The organism is Pseudoalteromonas maris, assembly GCF_049257235.1.
Lineage (GTDB): Bacteria > Pseudomonadota > Gammaproteobacteria > Enterobacterales > Alteromonadaceae > Pseudoalteromonas.
Map to the genome: position 1 here is coordinate 331,243 of NZ_JBMMUF010000003.1, position 23,364 is coordinate 354,606.

Below are 23,364 nucleotides of genomic sequence, written 5' to 3' on the forward strand. Positions count from 1 at the left end.
GCCGTTTGTTATTGTTCTAAGTATCAATTAATTGCTCAATTAAGCAAGTTATTGAAAAGATATTAAAGTTTTTCGAATATGGCAATTGTCCCTAATAAAATAACATTATCTCCATTACAAAAAGTTGCGGATAACCTACTACAAAAGCACCAAGTTTCGCTGAGTATCCAACGCGATGACCTGCTTCACCCTATTATCCATGGTAATAAGTGGCGTAAGCTAAAATATAATTTAGTTCTTTTTAATCAATCGGATAAACAAGAAATACTGACCTTTGGAGGGCCATTCTCCAATCATATTTATGCCTGTGCTGCTGCTAGCAAAATTTTCAAGTTACCCATGCGTGCTATTATTCGCGGCCCAGAGCTCGATGTATCCAATCCGACTCTGCGCTTCGCAAAGTCATGTGGCATGCAACTGCACCCTGTTTCAAGAATCGAGTATCGACAGCGCAACCAGTCTCAATATCTTGAACAATTAAGCAAACGCTATCCCAATGCCTATATCCTCCCAGAGGGTGGTACCAATGCTGGTGCGCTGCGTGGCGTAGCTGAGCTTGCGAATAGCCTTCCCGAGCACGACTACTTACTGTGTCCTACAGGCAGCGGCGGAACCTTAGCAGGCTTAGCGCAGGGTCATACAAAAAAGGAGGTATTGGGTGTCGCAGTATTGAAGAACGCGCATTATCTTATCAATGAAATACGTGCTTTGAGCGGACCCACAGCCACCAAGTGGCAATTGCTGACTGACTATCATGATGGTGGCTATGGCCGCTTCAGCCCAGAACTGTGGCAATTTTGTCAAAAAATGAAGCGCGACCATCACCTGCCTTTAGAGCCCATCTACAGTGGCAAAATGATGTATGCGCTGTGGCAATTGATTGAGCAAGGGTACTTTCCCAGTGGTAGTAAGATTATTGCTGTTCACACCGGAGGGTTACAAGGGCTACAGGGGCTAAAATACCGCGGTTTAATCAATGCGTATTAAACACACTGATTTGATTAATGGCACCAGTAAAGTAGTAACCTTGAGCACCGCGCACCCCCAGCTGTTTTAACACCTGTAGCTGAGCGTGACGCTCTACTCCAACTGCATACACTGGCACCCCGATGGCATGCGCATTGGCAACATAGGTAAGCACTCTTCGCTGTAGCTGCTTATCAGTGTCAATGTGGGCAATCATCTCACTACTGAGTTTGATAGCTCTAATCATGACCGGCACCTTTTTCAAGGCGTCCGCTGGCCATTTGGTTAATTGATCAATGATCACCCCACGGCGCTTACACGCGGCTGAACTGGCCAAGCGTTTCGCAACCAAATGCGGCTGCTTCGCCACTAACGATGCAGGACACTCGAGTACCACTCGCGGATGCGTCAGCAAAAACTCACACAGTTCATCCCAAAAATCATCGTCCCGCCACACATTGGGGTGAATATTCAATGTCACTCCGGCTTGTAGCTCATCGGCACTCAATAGATTATCTAAGCGCTTTAATACTGCTAAATCGATGTTCTTCACGTCCACTTCTGGTTCTTGGTGGCTACTGTGCAACAGATACTCCGGTGATATCAGTCCCAATTGCGGATGGCGAACACGCAGCAAAGTTTCATGGTGTAAAATGTCGTCGTTATGTAAGTCAAATACAGGTTGGAAGAAACAAACGAATTGCTGACGCTCAATCGCATCAATCAATGAGCAGGACTTAGCAGCTAAAAGCAAAGAATGATTATAGCTAAACGCTATGCGATAACAGTGCTTGTCGCGACTTTGCTTAGCTAATGCCAAAGCAGAACACGTTAGCTGATAGACAACAGCCTGGTCCGCACCATTGCGGTAGTTACACACCCCAATTTTCACCTCCCCGTGTTTAATTTCCGGTAACAAGCTACGACAACAGCTCATCACCACGTGTTCGAGTTTCTCTAACTGTGCATCGAGTTCCTCTAATTGAATTTCGTGAACAGTAATGGCCAAACATCCGGAATTGAGCGCGCGCGCCGACAGCCTATGCTGGTGCTCTAAATGCTCTTGCAGCAGAGCCTCAAAAAGATTCACGACTCCCTTGGCAACACCGCACAAGCGCTGGCAATAAACAATGGCGAAGATACTTTGGTAAGGCAATGACACGCCAAACATATCATCATTGACAACAGAGCGCTTTTCACGCGCTAACTGTTTGCGTTTCACTTCTTTCAACTGCCTACGCGCCACAGTGAAAGACCGCCAAAAGAAGGCTATCAACAAACTGTTGATAGCGATAAACCAATAGCTTTTACTCAACCATACTGGTGAACTGTAAATATCAATCGCTGTGGAATGCGTATAGATTTGCTGTTTTGTAGGAACAATAAAACTATTTTGTTGTGGCTCAAGGGAATAACCATAAGGCGCGAGCACACCGATGATCAGGCGCTCATCCATACTACCGAGCTGCTCAACCTGATGCCCTATCGTATGCAGTTGTGCTTGACGCTGCTGAACAAGTGCTACCGCCATCATCACATTAACGATTACCGCTAGGGCGATGCCACAGGCACAGGTCAGAAGGAGCTTTTTATACTTCCTGAAATTAGCCAAACAACGAACCAATTGTGAAAACAAACATGAGTAAAGTGTTGTCTAAGATACCCCGTTGCTCAAGGCCGCAACTGCAAAAAAGTCCCAATTTATGCGCCCTGCAGAAGAAAACCACTGCAAATCAACATAATGTTATAAAGTTATATTTGTTCACAAAACAAACTTGAAAAAATCTGATTTTGGACGTGTGTGATAGAAGCTCATTATTACGTTAGTTAAATACAGAACACACTCAATATTGGTTAGCCCAATCCAATATATTAAGTAATAAAATAATCATGCTCTCCTATAATGAATTGTAGTCTTGTCATTGCGACGTGCTTGGTCATAAAAATATGAATAAACAGCATTATAATCAGAGAGTTAAACTTGCCTTTAAATACATTTTTTGCACAAGTCTGTGTGTGGCTTTTTTCTCTTCAATGTTGTCTGCCTCAGAACCTATAGTTCAAAATAAAGATAAGCTTGAGTTGGTTGCCTTTGATTCATGTCCATATGTTTGTGCCGAAGGACCACAACGAGGAGCCCTAATTGACATAGTTGAAGAAATATTTAGACGTAATAATATGCTCGTTTCAATCACGTTGATGCCGACACAAAGAGCACTCTCCTCCACTCTAGAGGGCAAAAGTGATGGCATTATAGGGATCTTACGCGGACAACTCATTTCGTTAGAGTTTCCTACGCAAAGTATTGGCCAATATCAAAAAATCATGTACGTGAATAGCGATGATTCATGGACTTACACAGGGCTTAACTCTTTAAATAATCGCACGATTGGTGTGGAACTTGGTGAGCCTTATGGCGTCCTAAACCACTATATTACTCGTAATCAAGACAACACAAAAAGAATTCAGAAATTTACCGGAGGGGATACGTTATCTAGAAGGATAAAGTCGTTGCAACTTGGACGCACTAACCTGTTCTTCGCCGATAAAAATGAGGTGGACTACATACTAAAAGCTAATCAACTAAGCCCATCTATCCATGCTGTGGGCGCACTCTCGCCAGATAATATTTATGTGGCGTTTAACCATCCTGAAGCATCCGGTTACGCCCAAATAGTATCTCAAGGGATGATTGCTCTACACAACTCGGGCAAGCTCGAGGAAATATTGAATAATTATGGTATGAGCGATTGGCAAAATTGGTATAGAGATTTCAATACTTTTGAGCCACCCACACGAAAGACTGAGTCAAACATTACAAAAACACAGCGAAATAATGGTATCGACAATGCCGACCTCCAATTCGTTAATGCGGTCGAAAAAGGCTCTGGATACTGGAGATATGCATCTAAGTTCAAAGAGTTAGTTGAGCGTAGATCACATGGAAAGTTGAGAGTGCATATTAGGTCGACTGAAGACTCGGAGCATAATGTGGTGATGGATGTTGCTGATGGCACAGTTCAAATGGGAATGGCCGCAACTAACAATGTAGCTCCCTACGCACCTTCACTAGGTGCACTAACATTGCCTTACCTGTTTGACTCCATTAGCGGTGCAAAAAAACTCCTGCTAAGCGATGCCATGTTTATTTTAGCTGAACGGAGCGCTCAAGAGTCCAACGTACGACCATTAAGTTTTTATATCGGTGGTTACCGACTTATCGCAAATAATGTGCGCCCTGTTACTAAATCTACAGATTTAAGAGGGCTAAAAATTCGCGTGCCAGATAATCAAATAATGGTAGAAGCCTTTCGAGCATGGGGAGTGGAACCAATCCCCCTACCTTGGCCAGAAGTCTTTCCAGCCCTAGAGAACGGATTAATTGATGGAAAAGAGAATCCATTGAATATTATCTTTTCGGGTATAAACCGAAAAAAAGAAGTGTGGGACACGCTCAAATATGTAACCAAAAATCGTTACTTCCTCTTTACCGCACCGCATTTGATTTCAGAATCCTTCTATCAGAGTTTAAGCTCTGATAGTCAGAGAATTATAGAACGGGCTGCACTTGAGGCTGCTCAATATTCATGGCAAGAGACAGCTCAAGAAGAGCAAGCATTAATGAAGCTTGCTAAACAACACGGTATGACTTTTGTTGACGCGGATAATGAGCGCGATGATTGGCAGGCAAAAGCTCAGGCAACTTGGCCCAAGTTATATTTTAAAGTGGGTGGGAAAGCATGGGTTGATAGCATCACGGCAGAGCTCGATAAAGATAAATAGTTCAACGCACTTAACTTCACCCACCATACCGTCAAACCTATTTCCTCTGTGTCTTAACGATAAATATAAAAAAGGCCGCATTTAAGCGGCCTAGGATGTTTTTCAAAACGTAAGATCACGCCTTGGATTAAAACGGAATGTCGTCATCAAAGTCGATTGGTGGTTCCATTGGGTTTGCAGCGCCACCTTGCGGTGCTTGTTGTGGCTTAGGAGCGAAGCCGCCACCTTGCTGGGCACCTTGCTGGGCACCTTGCTGGGCACCTTGCTGGACACCTTGCTGATTACCATAACCGCCTTGGCTCGCTTGCTGCGGAGCTTGTTGCATGCCTTGGTTACCCTGTTGTGCATAACCGCCTTGTTGCGATTGGCTGTAGCCACCAGACTGCTGACTTTGCGCTTGGTTGTTGCCGCTAAAACCGCCTTGCTGTTGGCCGCCTTGATAACCACCACTTTGCGGCGCACTTTGACCTTCACCACGGCCACCTAGCATTTGCATCTTGCCATCAAAACCATCAACAACGATCTCTGTTGTGTATTTTTCTTGACCGCCTTGATCCGTCCACTTACGTGTTTGTAGCTTACCCTCGATATATACTTGCGAACCTTTGCGTAGGTATTCGCCTGCCACTTCTGCAAGTTTGCCGAATAACACAACACGGTGCCATTCAGTACGCTCTTGCATTTGCCCTGTGTTTTTATCTTTCCAGCTATCACTGGTCGCGATGCTAATGTTAGCAACGCCATTGCCGTTTGGCATGTAGCGAACTTCTGGGTCCTGACCCAAATTGCCCACCAAGATCACTTTATTAATACCGCGCGCCATGGATTTATACTCCTACTTTTCTACGCTGAGACGACAAGCTGTTGCGCCGTCTTTAAATCAAATTTCTTATCATCTACCTTAAGGTAGCTGCGATTTTCATCACACACTACAGTGGCCTCCAGTACGCCTGGTAATTCCACTAACTGCGCCGCTAATTGTTGTGCATCATGTTCACTGCTTACTTCGCTAAGCAAACTGATTATTTTACTACGCGGCGGTACTCGCATTTTTACAGCAATGACAAACCATATTACCCCAACCAAGGCGGCTGCCGCAAACACCATCTCAGGTGTACTTCTTTGCGCCACAAAACCACCTAATATGCCACCCAAAAAGGCGCCAATAAATTGCGACGATGAGAACACCCCCATCGCTGAACCCTTCTGATTTGCTGGTGATTGACGCGATACCAATGCTGGCATGGTTGCTTCTAAAAAGTTAAAGGCAACAAAATAAAGCACCATGCAAAATGCGATAAAATAGAGCGAGCTTGCCCCTGCAACCAAACCGATCATACTCACAATCAGCATTAAAATCGCGACTAAAAACAGCGGCTTCTCTTTTTGTTTGGCTACGGCAAAAATCATCATCGGCACCATGAGTACGAAAGACAAAATAAATACCGGAATATACAATTGCCAATGCTTTTGCGCTTCCAAGCCATCAGTGATTAGCTGCGTTGGCAATGATACAAAAATAGTGGTTAGAGTGAGGTGTAAAAACAGCACCCCCAAATCAAGGCGTGCTAAATCCGGATTACGAATTAACTTACCAACATCCGCCAAGGTCACACTCGTTTCTCCCTTGGGCGCTCTGCGTACAGCACTTGGCACAAACCAAAGCACGATACCAATTCCCACCAAAGCAAGTGCTGCGGTAAGCCAAAAAATTCCTGCAACACCAAAGCTGGCGGCAATCATAGGCCCTAGCAGCATAGCGATGGCAAAACTCATACCTATACTCATGCCTATCACTGCCATTACCTTTGGACGCTGCTCGTCACGGCTTAAATCTGCCGCTAATGCCAGCAATGCACTGGCGATAGCTCCCATACCCTGAAGCGCACGCCCAAGGGTTAGCATATACATGGACTCAGCTAGCGCGGCAATGACGGAACCGATGGCAAACACAATCAAGCCACTGATAATAATTCGTTTACGTCCGAATCGATCTGACAACCAACCCATTGGAATTTGCAATACCGCCTGCGTTAAACCATAAGCACCTATGGCTAGACCAATCCACAGAGGTGAAAAGCCGCTCAAATCTTGCCCATAAATAGCCAACACTGGCATAAGCATAAAAAGACCAAGCATACGAAAAGCAAACACGCTGGCAAGCGATAGCGCCGCGCGCTTTTCAACACTGTTTAATTGGGATGCAGACATAGCAAAAATACAATCAGCTGGAACAAAATTATCTTGGCCGGCGATGATAGCATAATCGCCCTAGATTGGGACATGGCTGAATTGCAAATAGCACTGCCATTTGCACAAAGGTGATCCGAACAAAGCGCAAATACATACAAGGTAAGCTTACAAATAACAATGCAAAGGTTGTCGCTAAAGAGCCCCCAAATATGCGATACTTGTGCGTTACTAAACAGCTCGGGTAATAGGCGGAGAATGGATAATATAGAAGTTCGCGGTGCGCGCACCCATAACCTCAAAGACATCAACCTAACCATCCCTAGGGATAAACTGATTGTTATCACAGGTCTGTCAGGCTCAGGTAAGTCATCACTCGCATTTGATACCTTGTATGCAGAAGGGCAACGCCGCTACGTTGAATCACTGTCAGCCTATGCTCGCCAATTCTTATCCTTGATGGAAAAGCCAGACGTTGACCATATAGAAGGCCTTTCTCCGGCCATTTCAATTGAGCAGAAATCTACGTCACACAACCCACGTTCAACGGTGGGTACCATCACCGAAATATACGATTACCTGCGCTTACTGTTTGCTCGCGTAGGGGAACCGCGTTGCCCAACTCATAATTTACCCTTGGCGGCACAAACCATCAGTCAAATGGTTGACCACGTGCTGGCATTACCAGAGGGCAGTAAGCTCATGCTGCTTGCTCCTGTGGTTAACAACCGTAAAGGTGAGCACGTAAAACTCCTCGAACAACTTGCTGCGCAGGGCTACATCCGTGCCCGTATTGATGGCGAGGTATGTGACTTATCCGATCCTCCAACTCTAGAGCTACACAAGAAGCACACCATTGAAGTTGTTGTCGACCGCCTCAAAGTAAAAGAAGGCCAGCAGCAACGCCTTGCGGAATCGTTTGAAACCGCGCTAGAGCTCTCAGGTGGTGTTGCCAAAGTAGCAGCAATGGATGATTCTCTAAGCGAAGAAATGGTCTTCTCTGCCAACTTTGCCTGCCCAAGCTGTGGTTATGCGATGAGCGAGTTAGAGCCACGTTTGTTCTCATTCAACAACCCCGCAGGTGCATGTCAAAGCTGTGATGGCTTGGGCGTACGCCAATACTTCGACCCGCATCGCGTAGTGCAGAATCCAGAGCTGAGCCTTGCTGGCGGTGCGATTAAAGGTTGGGATAAACGCAGCTTTTATTATTTCCAAATGCTGCAATCAGTGGCTGAGCATTATCAGTTCGATTTGCAAACGCCGTTTCAAGACCTAAGTGATGACGCTAAACGCGTGGTCCTTGAGGGCTCTGGCACCGAAAAGCTAGCGTTTAGCTATCGTAATGACCGTGGTGATTTAATCACGCGAAATCATGAATTTGAGGGTGTGCTTAACAATATGCAGCGCCGTTATCATGAGACTGAGTCTAATTCAGTGCGCGAAGAGCTCGCCAAATACCAAACGTCACAAGCATGCCCAAGCTGTAGCGGCTCTCGCTTACGCCAAGAAGCGCGTAACGTGTTTATCGACGACACCAATTTGCCCGCAGTGACGGTGATGAGCATTGGTCAAGCCTTTGACTATTTTGATAGTCTCGAGTTTAGTGGCCAAAAAGCCAAAATTGCCGACAAAATCCTCAAAGAAATCCGTGACCGTTTGTCGTTCTTGGTCAATGTGGGCTTAAACTATCTATCGTTAGAGCGCAGCGCCGACACCTTATCAGGTGGTGAAGCGCAGCGTATTCGCTTAGCCAGTCAAATTGGCGCAGGGCTTGTGGGGGTAATGTACGTTCTTGATGAACCCTCCATTGGTTTGCACCAACGCGATAACGACCGACTACTGCAAACACTGACACGGTTACGTGATTTAGGTAACACCGTACTGGTTGTTGAGCACGACGAAGACGCAATTCGTGCAGCAGACTATATCATCGACATTGGTCCAGGTGCGGGCGTGCACGGTGGTTATGTAGTGGCTGAAGGCTCTCGTGACGACATCATGAATAACCCCGAGTCACTCACAGGCCAATACCTAAGTGGCGTAAAAGCGATTGAAGTGCCAAAACAGCGCCACCCCACAAATGACAAATGGCTAGAGTTATTCGGCGCTACGGGTAACAACCTTAAAAACGTCGATTTGCGTATTCCGTTCGGTTTGATGACCTGTATCACAGGCGTATCAGGCTCAGGAAAATCGACGCTGGTTAACGACACGTTGTTCAAAGTGGCGCATACGGTATTAAACGGTGCAACGGCGGTTGAGCCTGCACCACATGAAGAAATCAAAGGATTAGAGCATTTTGATAAGGTCATTGATATCGACCAAAGTCCGATTGGACGCACGCCACGCTCAAACCCTGCTACCTATACCGGTATTTTTACTGCGATCCGCGAGCTGTTTGCGGGTACTCAAGAGTCCCGCTCTCGTGGTTACAAAGTGGGGCGCTTTAGCTTTAACGTTAAAGGCGGGCGTTGTGAAGCATGCCAAGGCGACGGCGTGATCAAGGTAGAAATGCATTTCTTACCCGATGTATACGTCCCCTGTGATGTCTGTCAGGGCAAACGCTACAACCGTGAGACCTTAGAAGTTTTATACAAGGGTAAGAACATTCACGAAGTGCTAGAAATGACCGTAGAAGACGCGCGCGGTTTCTTCGATGCTATCCCTGCGATTAATCGCAAGTTGCAAACTCTGATGGATGTAGGCTTGTCATACATACGCTTGGGTCAAGCAGCGACCACGCTCTCTGGGGGTGAAGCACAGCGTGTGAAGCTAGCGCGCGAATTATCAAAGCGTGATACGGGTAAAACACTCTACATCTTAGATGAACCCACAACCGGTTTGCACTTTCACGATATTCAACAATTGTTGGCTGTATTGCATCGCTTGCGTGATCACGGCAATACCATCGTGGTGATAGAACACAACCTGGATGTCATAAAAACGGCCGACTGGATTGTAGATTTAGGTCCGGAAGGTGGTAGTGGAGGCGGTGAAATCCTCGTTGCTGGTACACCGGAAGACGTGGCAGAGCATAGTCGTTCACACACAGGGCATTACCTAAAACCATTATTGGCGTAAACGCGATTTAGGGGGTAAAGTCTTAATAAATAAAAAATTAAGGCTTGCGATGAAAGCCCCCTCTGTGTTTATCAAAACAACATTCAGTAACACCACAGGCGCTGCTAAGCAGCGCTTCGATGGTTTTTGGCAATCGCTCAATGCTGTGCAGCGCTTATATGTTATCGCGCTGCTCTTGGCTCCAATTAGTGTGTGGGTCACTACCGTGCTCACTATCGTCGCGCTAACCATGGAGTTTTGGCCGCGCTTTTTAACCTTATTTCACTCATTGCCGGGCAAGGCGCTGCTACTGTTATTTTACGGTACCATTACCAATTTTGTGCTGGCCAATGCTGCCAGTACCGTCAATGAAGTAACCTCGGTGGCCGCAAGCCACTTCAATTACACGCATAACTTTGCCATTTTGCTGTATTTACCCAGTTGGATGTTGGCTTTATCTATCATTGCCTTGTTGCTGTTGCAGCTAGTTATCCCTTTTTATATCCTCACTGTGTTGCTCATTAGGCCATTTCAACGCTTTGGTTTTACCTTACTGGACAATACCAAACGCCCTATTCTTACTGCTATTGCTCGCTTTACGCTGTGCTTCATCATTACCGTTAATATGTTTGTAACGTCGGGAGATTTTGACAATGCCAGCGACGCGATAGATCAGGTCAGTGCCAACTTTGAAAAAGGTGTACAGCAAGGCAAAACGGCCAAATTAGGTACACCAAAAGAAGAGTCTAAAGGAATGCGCTTTGATTCGGGAATTGGTGAGCAAAGTGAAGGCTCAAAAAAGCTAATTAATACCCTCGTTGCCTTGTTTGCTTATCACCTAGAGGCTGACAGCTATTCACGTTGCGCGAAAAGCGATGAAAGCAAAGTGGTAGAACTCAACGATTATGAAATTGTTGAGCTCTTCGAAGATGAAAGTGCCCCTTATGGCATTCGCTTTGAGGTGAAAAAATGTATTTCACCTGCTTTTCCTGCTGCGACAGAGGCACTTTAACACCACTTAGAAGCGCTAACTTTGCGCTTCAAGGTGTAACGCTAGCTGCGCCTTTTCATCATCGCTAAGTGGCTGTGATGTTTTATTCTCAAAATTGTAGCGCACCATGACCGTTTTCCCCTGAGCGCAACACTCTCCGTGCTGCCACGCCTGTTGCTTTATCACAAATGAACTCGAGCCAATACGCTCTATCATGGTTTTAACTTCCACTTCCTGACCGTAAAAAAGCTCACCTAAAAAGGTTACTTCCACCTTAGCAACAATCAAGCGCCATTGGTGTGGGTTCAAGTCAGGCGTAAAGATTTTAAAAATAGGCGTGCGGGCGGCTTCAAACCACACCGGTAGTACGGTATTGTTGATGTGCCCAAGTACATCGGTTTCACTAAATCGGGGCTGAACTTTTTCAACAAGCATAATAATTCCAATAGGTAAGGTTGAAGTCATGACAGACTTTATTGGCGTTTATGATAACGCGCTTAGCGATACTTTTTGTAGTCAGTTTATCGACATGTTCGAACAAAGCCCCCATTTAAAGCAAGGCACCACCTCTGGCGGTATTGATCTGAGCAAAAAAGACAGTAAAGACCTTTACCTCAACGCACACCCTGAATACCAACAACACCTACAACATATTCAGCAAGTAACGGCGCAGCATGTTATGCGCTACGTTGAGGAGCATTTGTTTATGATGATTGGGGCCTTCGGATTGCAGGTATTCCATCCTCAAACAGGTAAACCCGTAGCGCTCACTCAAGATAACTTTAAAGAAGTCGCAGTGCCACAACTGGGCACATTAATGCAGCAGCTTTATCGTTTAGGCAGTATCCAAGCGCAAAAGTATGAAGTTAATAAGGGAGGATACCCTTACTGGCACAGCGAGGTGTATCCTCAAAATGGTCATAATGAAGCGTTGCACCGTGTGTTGTTATTCATGTTTTATTTGAATGATGTGACTGAGGGCGGCGAGACTGAGTTCTTTTATCAAAATAAGAAAATAGCGCCCAAACGCGGCACTATGGTTATTGCACCAGCCTATTTCACTCACACCCACCGTGGTAACAAGCCGCTCTCAAATGATAAGTATATTCTAACGTCTTGGGTGCTGTTTAACCGTGCTGAACAAATTTACGGACAACCGACTAAGTAATCCCATGCTCACAAAAAAAGGCTGCACATGTGCAGCCTTGCTCTGGGATAAAATCACATTAGTGAATTAATTCAGTAGCTGTGCAAAGAGATCAAACAGACGATCAATTTCTTCAATCGTGTTGTAGTGCATACAACCAATACGCACTACTCCGCCTTTATCCATTACACCTAGCTGTTCACACAGCCCTTGTGCGTAGAAATTACCATCCCACACACACACATGATGCTTGCCTAAGAACTCTGAAACCTGACGCGGCTCAAGCCCTGCAAATGTCAGCGCAAATGTTGGTGTACGCTGTGCTAAGCGACGCTCATCTGCAATACCAAAGAGGCTAATTTGCTCAAATTCTTTGAGTCGACGCAAAAAATGCTGGCTCAGAGCCATTTCATGTTCTTTGCTGTTAGCAAACGCCGCTTCAAGGCGTTGGCGACGAGGCACGTTTACATCGAGACCACTCAATGAGGCGATGTAATCTACCGCAGCAACAACGCCGGCTAACCCTTCAAAGCTTTGCGTGCCTGTTTCCCAGCGACCTGGTATTACGTCCTTTGCAGGCTCAACTTTATACGGAGTAAAGTTTTCCAAATGCGCTCGCTTACCATAAACAATGCCCACGTGCGGTCCGAAAAACTTATAGGCAGAACACGCAAGGAAGTCACAATCAAGCGCTTGGACGTCAATCAACTCATGAGGAGCATAGTGCACCGCATCCACGTACACTAACGCACCATATTGGTGTGCCAGTTCGATAATACGTTTTACATCATTAATTGAACCTGTGGTATTTGACGCATACGTCACCGCCACCAACTTGGTGTTGGCGTTCAGTAACGACTCAAAGTGCGCCATATCCAACGTACAGTCATCTTCATTAATACGTAAAGCATGCACCGTAGCGCCTTTATCTTGTGCAGCTTGACGCCACGAAGACACATTCGAGTAATGATCTGCGTTAGTAACGATGATTTCATCACTGGCTTGCCACTGACGAGAAATTGCACGGCTGAAGCTGAAAGTGAGGCTTGTCATGTTAGCGCCAAAAACAATTTGTTCCGCACTTGGGCTATTTAGCAAATCGGCGATGGCCTGACGCGCTTCATTCATCACCGCCACTGTTTTATCGCTTGAGAAGAATGCACCACCAAGGTTTGAGTTGTAAAAACCAAGGTAGGCTGACATTGCCTCTAATACCGACTGTGGTACTTGTGCGCCACCTGGACCATCAAAGAAGATAGGTGAGTGACCATTCACTTCCTGCATTAAAGCAGGAAAATTGCTACGTAGTGCCGATAAATTCATTAGTATTCCTTAAGCGGTAAGCACGAAACAATCAAGGTAACCCGGCTTAGAAGCGTCCAGCTTATTCATCGGTGTTGCGTTGTGCCACACTTGGCGATCATCAATGAGTGCGAACATGCCGTCTTTGATTTCCATCTTAAAACACGGCTTCGCTTCTTTATGTTCATAAACCAGTAGCTCGCCACCAGCAATATTTTCATGCGATACACCACATACACATACATGGTCAAAACCGTCTTGATGAATACCCTCTGGGGCTGGCGGAGTATCATTTTCAATAGCAAGCATACGGAATTGGTGAATTTCGATATCGCGGTCAGCATCAATGCCTGTCATTGAGATAAATTCAGCAACAATGCGCTGCATACCTTCTGAGGCAAGTAACTCAGCATCAAGGTTTTCATAGGTACGCTCAACATTACCTTGGAAAGTATTGATAGAGTCATCTTGAACAAATGCTTTTGTTGGCTGAAGCTTCAACTCACCCTGCTCCACCTTAATGACCGAATAGCGACGCTTGCGAAACGCACCATCTGCATAAGGGTTCTCTGGAAGGTGGTTAAATGAAGGCTTTACTGCGTCAATATGAGACTGGTTAATAAAACGAAGTTGCAGAAGATTCTGGTTATTTAACGAAGTCATATAGATCCTGCCTTGATAATAGAATTGGCGGGGATTTTAAGCTATTTCTGTAGCAGATTTGATTTCATTTATGTGAAGAATGAACGGTTATTGGCATTATTAATTCTTTAATGGCATTAATTTAGCTATAAAAACCAATCTTGATGTTTTTGGTGGGTACAAAATTTATTAAAGCTGATTTATGAGCATAAAAAAGCCCGCTAGTAAGCGGGCTTTTCTGCAATGCGACTGTTACACAGCTTGCTGGATAATTACGTTATCCGCTTTTTGCGTGTACTGAGGCATTTTGTGGAAGTTCAAGTAACGGTAAGTATCAGCCGCTGTTGCGTTGATCTTCTCAGCGTATTCTTGATATTCCGCTGGCGTAGGTAGTTTACCTAGGATAGCTGCTACCGCTGCAAGCTCAGCAGATGCTAGGAATACGTTTGCGCCAGTACCTAAACGGTTCGGGAAGTTACGTGTAGAGGTAGACACAACCGTTGCTTTGTCAGCAACACGTGCTTGGTTACCCATACACAGTGAACATCCTGGAGTTTCGATACGTGCACCTACACGACCAAAGATACCGTAGTAACCTTCGTCAGTAAGCTGGTCTTTATCCATCTTCGTGGGTGGTGCAACCCAAAGTTGTGTTGGTAGACGACCACCGAAGTTATCTAGCAGTTTACCTGCTGCACGGAAGTGACCGATGTTGGTCATACAAGAACCGATGAATACTTCGTCGATCTTCTCACCTGTAACATCAGAAAGTAGACGCGCATCATCTGGGTCATTCGGAGCACATAGAATTGGCTCTTTGATATCCGCTAAGTCAATTTCAATAACGTGCGCGTACTCTGCATCTTTGTCCGCTTCCATTAGCTCAGGGTTAGCCAACCACTCTTGCATTGCATTAATACGACGTTCGATTGTACGTACATCGCCGTAGCCTTCAGCGATCATCCACTTAAGCATCACGATGTTTGACTCAAGGTACTCAGAGATAGACTCTTTGCTTAGCTTAACAGTACAACCTGCCGCGCTGCGCTCTGCTGATGCATCTGATAACTCAAACGCTTGCTCAACTGTAAGGTGCTCAACACCTTCAATCTCTAGGATACGACCAGAGAATTCGTTGATCTTACCTTTTTTCTCAACAGTAAGAAGACCTTGCTTGATGCCGTAGTAAGGGATTGCATGTACAAGGTCACGTAGTGTGATACCTGGCTGCATTTCGCCTTTGAAACGTACCAACACCGACTCAGGCATATCAAGTGGCATTACACCTGTAGCTGCTGCGAATGCAACCGCACCCGAGCCCGCAGGGAATGAAATACCTAGAGGGAAACGTGTATGCGAGTCACCACCTGTACCTACAGTATCAGGTAGAAGCATACGGTTTAGCCAAGAGTGAATTACACCGTCACCTGGACGTAGCGATACACCGCCACGGTTCATGATGAAATCAGGAAGAGTGTGGTGTGTTTTCACGTCAATCGGCTTCGGATATGCTGAAGTGTGACAGAAAGACTGCATTGTTAAATCAGCTGAGAAGCCTAAACATGCTAGATCTTTTAGTTCGTCACGCGTCATTGGACCTGTTGTATCTTGCGAACCAACAGTCGTCATTTTCGGCTCACAGTATTGACCAGGACGTACGCCAGGCATGTTACATGCTTTACCTACCATCTTCTGCGCTAGGGTAAAGCCTTTACCAGAATCAGTGATAAGTGCAGGTTTGCGGAAAATATCTTCTGCTTCCATACCTAGTGATGTACGAGCTTTGTCTGTAAGACCACGACCAATAATCAGTGGAATACGACCACCAGCGCGTACTTCATCTAGAATTACGTCTGATTTAAGCTTGAATGTAGAGATTACTTCATCAGTACCGTGACGCTTCACAACACCTTCGTATGGGAAGATATCGATTTGGTCGCCCATGTTCATGTCATCAACATTCAGCTCGATAGGTAGTGCACCAGAGTCTTCCATCGTGTTGAAGAAAATTGGCGCAATTTTACCGCCAAGACATACACCGCCAACGCGCTTGTTTGGTACGTGAGGAATGTCATCACCCATGAACCAAAGCACAGAGTTTGTCGCTGACTTACGTGATGAACCAGTACCAACAACATCACCCACGTATGCAAGAGGAAGACCTTTGGTCTTAAGCTCTTCTAGCTGTGAAATTGGACCAACTTCACCTGCTTTATCTGGGTTGATACCATCGCGCTCATTTTTAAGCATTGCCAAAGCATGTAGTGGAATATCAGGACGTGACCAAGCATCTGGTGCTGGAGATAGGTCATCTGTATTCGTTTCGCCGGTAACCTTGAATACTGTTACTGAAATCTTCTCAGGAACCTGTGGCTTTTCAAGGAACCACTCAGCGTTTGCCCATGATTCGATGACTTGCTGAGCAAACTTGTTGCCCGCTTTTGCTTTTTCTTCTACGTCGTAGAAAGCGTCGAACATAAGTAACGTGTGTGAAAGACCCTTAACAACGATAGGCGCAAGTGCTTCGTCGTCAAGTAGTGCAATCATAGGTTCGATGTTGTAACCACCTAGCATAGTACCAAGTAGTTCCGCCGCCTTTTCTTTATTGATTAGTGGAGACTGAGCTTCACCTTTTGCAACAGCAGCTAGGAAACCTGCTTTAACATAAGCAGCATCATCAACACCTGGCGGTACACGGTTTACTAGAAGGTCCATGATGAACTCTTCTTCACCTGCCGGTGGATTTTTAATTAATTCGATAAGGTCAGCAGTTTGCTGAGCATCTAGTGGTGCAGGCACAATACCTTGGGCTGCACGCTCTTCAACATGTTTACGATATTCTTGAAGCACAATTATGCCCTCTTGGTGACGTGAAAGTAGGTTGCAAAACTATGCATTAGCCTACTTGTAGAAAATTGACACGATAGCAATTATAAAGGCTTTAAAGGTAGAAGAAAATTAGCCCTTTTGCCTAACTAACATATAGTCACTATAAATTTGATGAATGTAGGTTATTCATCAACTATAGAGTTATGAATATTGATTAAGAATTATTTGCAAAAAGCCCAGCATAAGCTGGGCTTTAAAATTACGTAACGAAAACTAAAAGCGCTTAGTTACGTTTAATTGCAACACGCTCTGTTACTGAGATATGTGCTTCTACACGGCGGTTTTCAGCATGTGCTTCAGCCGTATTTGCTGGGTTAAGTAGACGCTCTTCACCCATACCTACTGTTTCAATACGTGATTCAGAGATACCATCTTTAACAAGCTGAGCAGCTACTTTGTCTGCACGCTTCTTAGAAAGTACTTTGTTGTAACCCGCATCGCCCACTGCTGAAGCGTGACCTTCTAGTTTTACTTCAGTTTCAGGGTACTTAGTCATGAAGTCAGCAACTTTTTGGATATCGTCAGCATAACGTTGGTTCACAGATGAACCATCGTGAGCAAAACGTACCATTAGGCTCACTGTTTCACCTTTTTCCATGTAGCGAGTACAACCAGACTCATCTACCGCATCAGCCATTGGAGTATCGGCACACTTATCGTCTGCATCCATTACCCCGTCTTTGTCTGAGTCTACAGGCTCTGGAGTTGGCTCTGGCTCAACTGGAACTGGAACAGGCGCTGGAGCAGGTGCTGGTTCTGCCGGCTCATCACCGAAGTGATAGCTCAGACCTAGCTTCAAACCAAAGTCAGAGTGATTCTGGTTTAAGCCTTCGTAATAGTTTGCTTCACCAAATAATGCCCAGTTGTAATTTAGGTGGTTACGGAAACCAAAGCCTAAGTTAGCCGCGTTGAAATCGTCGTATACATCAAATTTTTTCGCACCGATCACACCATAGAACATGTCATTAAAGTGATAAAGGAAGTCACCACCCCAACGCTCACCTGTTTTGTGGTTTGCTGTATTTTCTTTATCTAGCTCAAGTGCTGTGAATTCTAGACGTGCAGTCCAGTATTCGTTAAAGCGATAGCCCACTTCAGCACCATAACCAAGAGACTCGCCTAGCTCAACAGCAGCTGGCGCACCTTGAATATTGTCCCAATCAGCAAAGAAATAGTCGCCAAACACACCAATGTGCAGGCCTTGCTCTGGGTGTTTTTGCTCTTCAGCAATGGCAACTTGAGAAGCCAATGCGACAACGATAGCAGCAGAAAGTGATTTGATTTTCATTGTTTCCATCCCATTTTATGATTATCAATCAAGTATTCACCAACCCAATACGGTGTTGCGATACCTGAAGTAAGTTAATATAGCCACTTACTTAAAGTTATCCTGTTCTTAATATCTATTAGTCGGCTCTTTTTGCTTTTGTCTTAAGCGGACTGCTATCCACCTGGCTTAAATCCGTCTAACAGGCTAGTACACTAGAGTGTAGTCTAATTGAGCAAACAAACCGTTAACTCAATTGGGTACAAATAGTAAAACATTATCTGTCTGAATATAAGCTGATTTTAGTATTAAAGTACGATTTTTGGAAAAGAACGCGACAAATAACAAAAAAGCACTCCAAAGAGTGCTTTTTTAAACAATTATAAAGGCTTACTGTTCAAGTAATGAGCCCAGCTTATCAAACATAGCTCGGGTGTAATCAATAAACGCCTGTACTTGCTCTTGCTCTTTATCTTGGTTTAACCACAGCAATAAGCCCGACAGCTCATTCTCTAACCCTAACGTACCCGCTTGATCATACGCATCTTTAAGTTTGTCATTAAATGGCTGCAGTTCTTTTGCTACTTCTTTTGCAGGTGCCGCACGTTCATATTCGCGGATCGCCGCACGGGTCTTTGTCTGGGTCAGGTCCATCGCAAATCCGACCAACTGCTCTGAACTGAGCTTCAACTCTTGCGCCTGTGCGAACGCACTATCGTACTGGCCACTGAAAAACGCTTCGCTCACTCCTTGGAGCTCACTCATCATGTCATTCACAGCTTGCTGCTCCGCTTCGTTCAACTCGCCATTAACCGACAAATTAAACGACAGCTGCTTTTGCTCATACTGACCTTGTGCATAGCCCGATTTCCCGTTGTTCCCATTAGCTTGAGCTGCAGCCGCACCCGCTTCATAATCTTGTGACAAGCTAATAGTCACTTCGTCACCCTCAGCGGTTGTAAAACGATACTCGGCGTTATTCATCATGCTCATATAGCGCGCCTGACTTACCAATACGCCTTTAGTCTTTTCTTGCTCACCAAAGAGAGACTTTTCAAATTCATCAATGCCCTCATTAATGCCTTTTTGCGATTTGGCAATGCCTTCTTTTATCTCGTCATTGAGCACCCCAGATTCATCCAACTCCGAGGTTGCGTCATCCACGCCCATTTGCACCCCTTTGCGGGCCTGCTCCAACATGCTCGTAAGTTTTTCATCTGACGCACCCTCAGCTTTCGCTTTATTCACAGCACTGGTGACAAACTTAAGAACGTTTTTAACAATCGCTTCAAAGTCAAAAAGTGGCTTTTGCTCTTTTTGCTGCTTTGGCTCCATACCAAGGGCCTGCGCAAGCTTGTCTTCAAGCACCTTAGCACCTAATTGCTGACGATTACCCGAATAACTGTCTAAACGAGACAACTGCTCGAGTGCCACAGGGCTCATCTTGCCTGTGCTTTGTTTAACCCCCTTGCCAGCAGGGTTAAACAGTTGATTTATATCATTTACTTTCATAACGTCTTCGCCAAGCCAGTGCTTTCAAAGCACTGACGCACGCTCCTGTAACGGACTATATAATCAGTATATCGGCTGTTTTGAGTAAAACTGTAGAAAAAACACACAAATTATTCGTGTTTGACGCTGGACAATTACCGTTAGCCTCCTACAATAGCGGCGCAGTTAATTTAGTAGAGGTGTTCATGCCAGTTATCGCAATCAATACGTCCGAGTACGATCAGCAATTAGCCCAAAAAGAGCAACGCATTCAAGGGCAGTTTGCACGTTTTGGAGTGTCACAAGTGGAAGTGTATGCTTCTGCACCGAAGCACTATCGTCAACGGGCTGAGTTTCGCGTTTGGCATGAAGGTGATGATCTTTTCCACATCATGTTTGATCAGCAAACGAAAGAGAAAGTAAGAGTAGATACGTTTGATCCAGGCGCAGAGCTCATTAATGAGTTAATGACAGCTATGATTGAGCAACTCAAAGACAATGAAATCTTGCGTCGCAAGCTGTTTCAAATCGATTACCTTACCACGCTAAGTGGCAATGCTTTAGTAAGCTTGCTCTATCACAAGCAGTTGGACGAGCAATGGCTAGCAGAAGCAAATGCGCTGCAAAACCGTCTCCAAAAAACGTTTAACGTAGAGCTTATCGGCCGTGCTCGAAAGCAAAAGCATGTGCTGGGCAATGATTATGTCATTGAACAACTCGACGTAAACGGCCAGCAGTATACCTATCAGCAAGTTGAAAACAGTTTTACGCAACCTAATGCCAAGGTGAACGAAAAGATGTTGGCGTGGGCACAAGATATTTGCGCGCCACTGAGTAATGACCTACTCGAATTGTATTGCGGCAATGGCAACTTCTCTATTGCTCTTGCGGGGTCGTTTGAGAGAGTGCTGGCCACTGAAATTTCTAAATCATCGGTAAAGTCGGCGCAATACAACATCGCGGCTAACAAGGTGGATAATTTAGATATTATTCGCATGAGCTCTGAAGAATTCACCCAAGCCATGCGCAAGGAGAGGACCTTCTCGCGTCTAGGTGACATTGATTTGCACAGTTACAACTGTCAAACAATTTTGGTAGATCCGCCCCGTGCTGGCATGGATGAGCTAACGTGCAAATTGACCAGCGAGTACGACAACATTATCTACATCTCTTGTAACCCAGACACTCTGGAGCGAGATTTAGAGCTACTCAGTCAAACTCACACAATTGCTCGTTTCGCTATTTTTGATCAATTCCCGTATACCCATCATGTGGAATCGGGTGTTTATCTCACGCGAAAATAAACATAAAAAAACCGCATCAGTGATGCGGTTTTTTTTAATCTCAACGGCAATTACTTTTTCGATAAGAAGTTAATTAACGCTGCAATATCGTCTGGCTCAGTCACACCTGATTCACGACCAAGAATCAAACGGTACTTTCCGTTGACGATAAACGTTGGTACGGCTGAAAGCGCACCTTTGCTCTTAAAGTACTCTTGATCGCGCTGCATCTTAGAGGCTTTAGTGCGCACAGCAAAACCAGAGAACAGCTTGTCGAACTTGTCAGCGTCTACGCCATTTGCTACGAAAATATCTTTTACATCAGCAACTTCATTAAACTTAGCGCGCTTGGTGTGAATATGGCTAAAAATAGCACCAACAAGCTGCTCTTTTTGTGGCAACACATCAGCGGTCGCAAGTGCTTGTGAAAGCATATCTTGGTTCTCTGCTGAACGCCCGCCCATAAAGTTTACGTGGCTACGCTTAAATTTAACCTCACTGTCGAGTTTAGGCTTAACATCTAACAGCAGACCTTCATACGCATTACACGCCGGGCAGTAAAATGAAAAGAACTCTTTTACTTCAGGTTTGCGACTTGCGCGCTCTGACACCACTTCATAATGTGTGCCTTCTTCAAACTGTGCCGCCATTGCGGTCAAAGGTAGTGCCAGTGCCATCATGGCTAGGGCAATAAACTTCTTCATACCTTATTCTCCGGGTTATTTTTCTAATAAATGTTTAACAAGTTCGTTCAGTTCTTGCTGAGAGCGCAAGGTATGCACCTGCACTTTGTACTTATCATTGACGATAATGGTCGGCACACCCGTTAACGCTCCTAGCTTGGTAAACTTTTCTTGTGCGGCAATGGCTGCCTGCTCACCTGAAATAACAGGCATGCTTGATGACAACATCGCATATTTTTCAGCACTGATCCCTACATTGGCTAGCAACTGCTCTACTGACTCTTGCGTTTGCAGTGGTTCACGTTGCATGTGAATGCTATTAAAGATAGCCGCCGCAACCTCTTCGCCTTTGCCCTCTTGTTGTGCAATTAAGTACGCTGAGGTCAAACGGTTTTGCGCGGCTTTATCAATGCGCAAAAAGTTTACGTGACTTTTCTCTAGCGGCACTCCCTCAGGAAGAGATGACTCAAGAGCACCAACAATGGGTTCTAATTTAAAACAGTGAGGGCAGTAAAAAGAGAAAAACTCAGTTACTTTATCCGTTTTTGATGCTTCGCTCTCTAGCACTTGGTAATGTTCACCCGCTTTAAATTCAGCAGCAAATGCGGCTAATGGTAAACAAAGTAAAATCAACGAACGCGTTAGTGTTTTTATCATAATCGTCTCTATACAAATCCAGTATTACATCTTAACTAGGGCAATAACTTTAAGGGCGCTTCATCGAGTGCAGCAAGCTGCTCTTTTAAGGCCAAGGTTTGTTGCTCCCAGTATTTGTCTTGTGCGAACCACGAAAAGTTCCGTTCAAATGCCGGATCGCTCCATCGTTTAGCAATCCAGCCCATGTAATGCACCATGCGCATTGCCCGCAGCGGTTCAATCAGGCGTAATTGACTATGGTCAAAATCTGCAAACTCTTCGTACCCACACACTAGGGTATCAAGCTGTAGCAATTGATTCTGTCTATCGCCACTGAGCATCATCCACAAGTCTTGAATGGCAGGTCCTTGGCGACTGTCATCTAAATCAACAAACGTCAGCGTACCATCGGCTGACCATAAAATGTTGCCAGCATGGCAATCTCCATGGAGTCGAATACTATCAACTCCTTCGTATAATTTGCCAGCTTTGTCGATAACTTGATCGAGCACAGTGTAAAAAGGCACTGACATCGCGTCACTCACCAAGTTACTTTGCTGCAAATGAACACGCGCTTGATGTAGGTATTCGTCGCAACTGAAGGTCGGTCGGGTTGTAAACGCCCTTGCTTTGGCAACACTGTGCATACGTCCGATTAAACGTCCAAGCTGTTCTAGCTGATCCAAGTTATCCATCTCGAATTGACGGCCACCCACGCTAGGAAACAAGGTGAAGCGGTATCCTTGGTGTGCAAACAAGGTGCTTTCGTTAAGTTTAAGAGGCGCGACAACCGGCACTTCAGCAGCCATCAATTCAGCACTAAAGTTATGCTCTTCAAGGATTTGCTCATTGCTCCAACGCTCTGGGCGATAGAACTTCACTACATAGCGGCGCTTATCCTCAGCCATAAATTGATAAACTCGATTTTCATAACTGTTGAGAGCGAGTAACCCAGATTCGGCATAAATGCCCACGCTGTCGAGGGCATCTAGAATCGTATCTGGCGTTAACGAGGCAAAACTAAACTCACTCAC

18 protein-coding genes are annotated in these 23,364 nt (G+C 45.2%); 6 read left to right on the plus strand and 12 right to left on the minus strand.

Annotated elements, in window-relative coordinates; all coding sequences use genetic code 11:
- Positions 1-78: 78 nt before the first annotated feature.
- Positions 79-987, plus strand: coding sequence for a 1-aminocyclopropane-1-carboxylate deaminase/D-cysteine desulfhydrase (locus AAEU32_RS06530; RefSeq protein WP_421969717.1), 909 nt, complete (start codon positions 79-81; stop codon positions 985-987).
- On the opposite strand, the gene AAEU32_RS06535 is transcribed toward AAEU32_RS06530, so the two are convergent.
- Positions 974-2,578, minus strand: a complete 1,605-nt coding sequence (locus tag AAEU32_RS06535) for an EAL domain-containing protein (protein ID WP_421969718.1) — start codon at positions 2,576-2,578, stop codon at positions 974-976. The genes AAEU32_RS06530 and AAEU32_RS06535 overlap by 14 nt on opposite strands.
- 335 nt (positions 2,579-2,913) lie before the next feature.
- Between AAEU32_RS06535 and dctP the strand changes: the two genes are divergently transcribed.
- Complete coding sequence (gene dctP / locus AAEU32_RS06540) at positions 2,914-4,749, plus strand: TRAP transporter substrate-binding protein DctP (RefSeq protein ID WP_421969719.1); 1,836 nt, start codon at positions 2,914-2,916, stop codon at positions 4,747-4,749.
- 127 nt (positions 4,750-4,876) lie between these two features.
- On the opposite strand, the gene ssb is transcribed toward dctP, so the two are convergent.
- On the minus strand, positions 4,877-5,572 hold the full coding sequence (ssb, locus tag AAEU32_RS06545; protein WP_421969720.1) for a single-stranded DNA-binding protein: 696 nt from the start codon (positions 5,570-5,572) through the stop codon (positions 4,877-4,879).
- Positions 5,573-5,592: 20 nt separating this feature from the next.
- Positions 5,593-6,960, minus strand: a complete 1,368-nt coding sequence (locus AAEU32_RS06550) for an MFS transporter (RefSeq protein ID WP_421969721.1) — start codon at positions 6,958-6,960, stop codon at positions 5,593-5,595.
- Positions 6,961-7,197: 237 nt separating this feature from the next.
- Here AAEU32_RS06550 and uvrA point away from each other — a divergent pair, with 237 nt between their 5' ends.
- Together uvrA and AAEU32_RS06560 are read left to right on the plus strand one after the other, a co-directional pair.
- Positions 7,198-10,020 (plus strand): excinuclease ABC subunit UvrA, encoded by a 2,823-nt coding sequence (gene uvrA, locus AAEU32_RS06555; RefSeq protein ID WP_421969722.1) that lies wholly within the window; start codon positions 7,198-7,200, stop codon positions 10,018-10,020.
- 49 nt (positions 10,021-10,069) lie between these two features.
- Positions 10,070-11,011, plus strand: coding sequence for a hypothetical protein (locus AAEU32_RS06560; RefSeq protein WP_421969723.1), 942 nt, complete (start codon positions 10,070-10,072; stop codon positions 11,009-11,011).
- Between the two features lie 15 nt (positions 11,012-11,026).
- Here AAEU32_RS06560 and AAEU32_RS06565 read toward each other — a convergent pair whose 3' ends face one another.
- Positions 11,027-11,425, minus strand: coding sequence for an acyl-CoA thioesterase (locus tag AAEU32_RS06565; RefSeq protein ID WP_421969724.1), 399 nt, complete (start codon positions 11,423-11,425; stop codon positions 11,027-11,029).
- 28 nt (positions 11,426-11,453) lie between these two features.
- On the opposite strand from AAEU32_RS06565, the gene AAEU32_RS06570 reads away from it, so the two are divergent.
- Positions 11,454-12,158 carry a 2OG-Fe(II) oxygenase gene (locus tag AAEU32_RS06570; RefSeq protein ID WP_421969725.1) on the plus strand — a complete coding sequence of 235 codons (705 nt, stop codon included), beginning with the start codon at positions 11,454-11,456 and terminating at the stop codon, positions 12,156-12,158.
- A 66-nt stretch (positions 12,159-12,224) separates the two neighbouring features.
- Here AAEU32_RS06570 and AAEU32_RS06575 read toward each other — a convergent pair whose 3' ends face one another.
- The 5 genes from AAEU32_RS06575 to AAEU32_RS06595 form a co-directional block, all read right to left on the minus strand.
- On the minus strand, positions 12,225-13,460 hold the full coding sequence (locus AAEU32_RS06575; protein WP_421969726.1) for a cysteine desulfurase-like protein: 1,236 nt from the start codon (positions 13,458-13,460) through the stop codon (positions 12,225-12,227).
- A gap of 9 nt (positions 13,461-13,469) precedes the next feature.
- A complete protein-coding gene (locus tag AAEU32_RS06580) occupies positions 13,470-14,102 on the minus strand; it encodes a 2OG-Fe dioxygenase family protein (protein WP_421969727.1) in 633 nt (210 codons plus the stop codon).
- Positions 14,103-14,333: 231 nt separating this feature from the next.
- Positions 14,334-16,931: a bifunctional aconitate hydratase 2/2-methylisocitrate dehydratase gene (acnB, locus tag AAEU32_RS06585; RefSeq protein WP_421969728.1), complete on the minus strand. Its 2,598-nt coding sequence runs from the start codon at positions 16,929-16,931 to the stop codon at positions 14,334-14,336.
- Positions 16,932-17,193: 262 nt separating this feature from the next.
- Positions 17,194-18,258, minus strand: coding sequence for an OmpA family protein (locus AAEU32_RS06590; protein WP_421969729.1), 1,065 nt, complete (start codon positions 18,256-18,258; stop codon positions 17,194-17,196).
- 369 nt (positions 18,259-18,627) lie between these two features.
- The gene (locus tag AAEU32_RS06595) at positions 18,628-19,749 is read right to left on the minus strand and encodes a DUF5610 domain-containing protein (RefSeq protein WP_421969730.1); all 1,122 of its coding nucleotides are present in this window, start codon (positions 19,747-19,749) and stop codon (positions 18,628-18,630) included.
- 185 nt (positions 19,750-19,934) lie between these two features.
- Between AAEU32_RS06595 and trmA the strand changes: the two genes are divergently transcribed.
- A complete protein-coding gene (gene trmA / locus AAEU32_RS06600; RefSeq protein WP_421969731.1) occupies positions 19,935-21,032 on the plus strand; it encodes a tRNA (uridine(54)-C5)-methyltransferase TrmA in 1,098 nt (365 codons plus the stop codon).
- 50 nt (positions 21,033-21,082) lie between these two features.
- On the opposite strand, the gene AAEU32_RS06605 is transcribed toward trmA, so the two are convergent.
- Genes AAEU32_RS06605 through AAEU32_RS06615 form a run of 3 tightly spaced genes read right to left on the minus strand, consistent with a single transcriptional unit; the run spans position 21,083 to position 23,364 of the window.
- Complete coding sequence (locus AAEU32_RS06605) at positions 21,083-21,715, minus strand: thiol:disulfide interchange protein DsbA/DsbL (RefSeq protein ID WP_421969732.1); 633 nt, start codon at positions 21,713-21,715, stop codon at positions 21,083-21,085.
- A gap of 15 nt (positions 21,716-21,730) precedes the next feature.
- Positions 21,731-22,351 carry a thiol:disulfide interchange protein DsbA/DsbL gene (locus tag AAEU32_RS06610; protein ID WP_421969733.1) on the minus strand — a complete coding sequence of 207 codons (621 nt, stop codon included), beginning with the start codon at positions 22,349-22,351 and terminating at the stop codon, positions 21,731-21,733.
- A 35-nt stretch (positions 22,352-22,386) separates the two neighbouring features.
- A complete protein-coding gene (locus tag AAEU32_RS06615; protein ID WP_421969734.1) occupies positions 22,387-23,364 on the minus strand; it encodes a serine/threonine protein kinase in 978 nt (325 codons plus the stop codon).

Coding starts and splice junctions, on each gene's coding strand:
- AAEU32_RS06530 (WP_421969717.1), top strand. CDS start 79: ATGGCAATTGTCCCTAATAAAATAACATTATCTCCATTACAAAAAGTT.
- dctP (WP_421969719.1), top strand. CDS start 2,914: ATGAATAAACAGCATTATAATCAGAGAGTTAAACTTGCCTTTAAATAC.
- ssb (WP_421969720.1), bottom strand. CDS start 5,572: ATGGCGCGCGGTATTAATAAAGTGATCTTGGTGGGCAATTTGGGTCAG.
- AAEU32_RS06550 (WP_421969721.1), bottom strand. CDS start 6,960: ATGTCTGCATCCCAATTAAACAGTGTTGAAAAGCGCGCGGCGCTATCG.
- uvrA (WP_421969722.1), top strand. CDS start 7,198: ATGGATAATATAGAAGTTCGCGGTGCGCGCACCCATAACCTCAAAGAC.
- AAEU32_RS06560 (WP_421969723.1), top strand. CDS start 10,070: ATGAAAGCCCCCTCTGTGTTTATCAAAACAACATTCAGTAACACCACA.
- AAEU32_RS06565 (WP_421969724.1), bottom strand. CDS start 11,425: ATGCTTGTTGAAAAAGTTCAGCCCCGATTTAGTGAAACCGATGTACTT.
- AAEU32_RS06570 (WP_421969725.1), top strand. CDS start 11,454: ATGACAGACTTTATTGGCGTTTATGATAACGCGCTTAGCGATACTTTT.
- AAEU32_RS06575 (WP_421969726.1), bottom strand. CDS start 13,460: ATGAATTTATCGGCACTACGTAGCAATTTTCCTGCTTTAATGCAGGAA.
- AAEU32_RS06580 (WP_421969727.1), bottom strand. CDS start 14,102: ATGACTTCGTTAAATAACCAGAATCTTCTGCAACTTCGTTTTATTAAC.
- AAEU32_RS06590 (WP_421969729.1), bottom strand. CDS start 18,258: ATGAAAATCAAATCACTTTCTGCTGCTATCGTTGTCGCATTGGCTTCT.
- AAEU32_RS06595 (WP_421969730.1), bottom strand. CDS start 19,749: ATGAAAGTAAATGATATAAATCAACTGTTTAACCCTGCTGGCAAGGGG.
- trmA (WP_421969731.1), top strand. CDS start 19,935: ATGCCAGTTATCGCAATCAATACGTCCGAGTACGATCAGCAATTAGCC.
- AAEU32_RS06605 (WP_421969732.1), bottom strand. CDS start 21,715: ATGAAGAAGTTTATTGCCCTAGCCATGATGGCACTGGCACTACCTTTG.
- AAEU32_RS06610 (WP_421969733.1), bottom strand. CDS start 22,351: ATGATAAAAACACTAACGCGTTCGTTGATTTTACTTTGTTTACCATTA.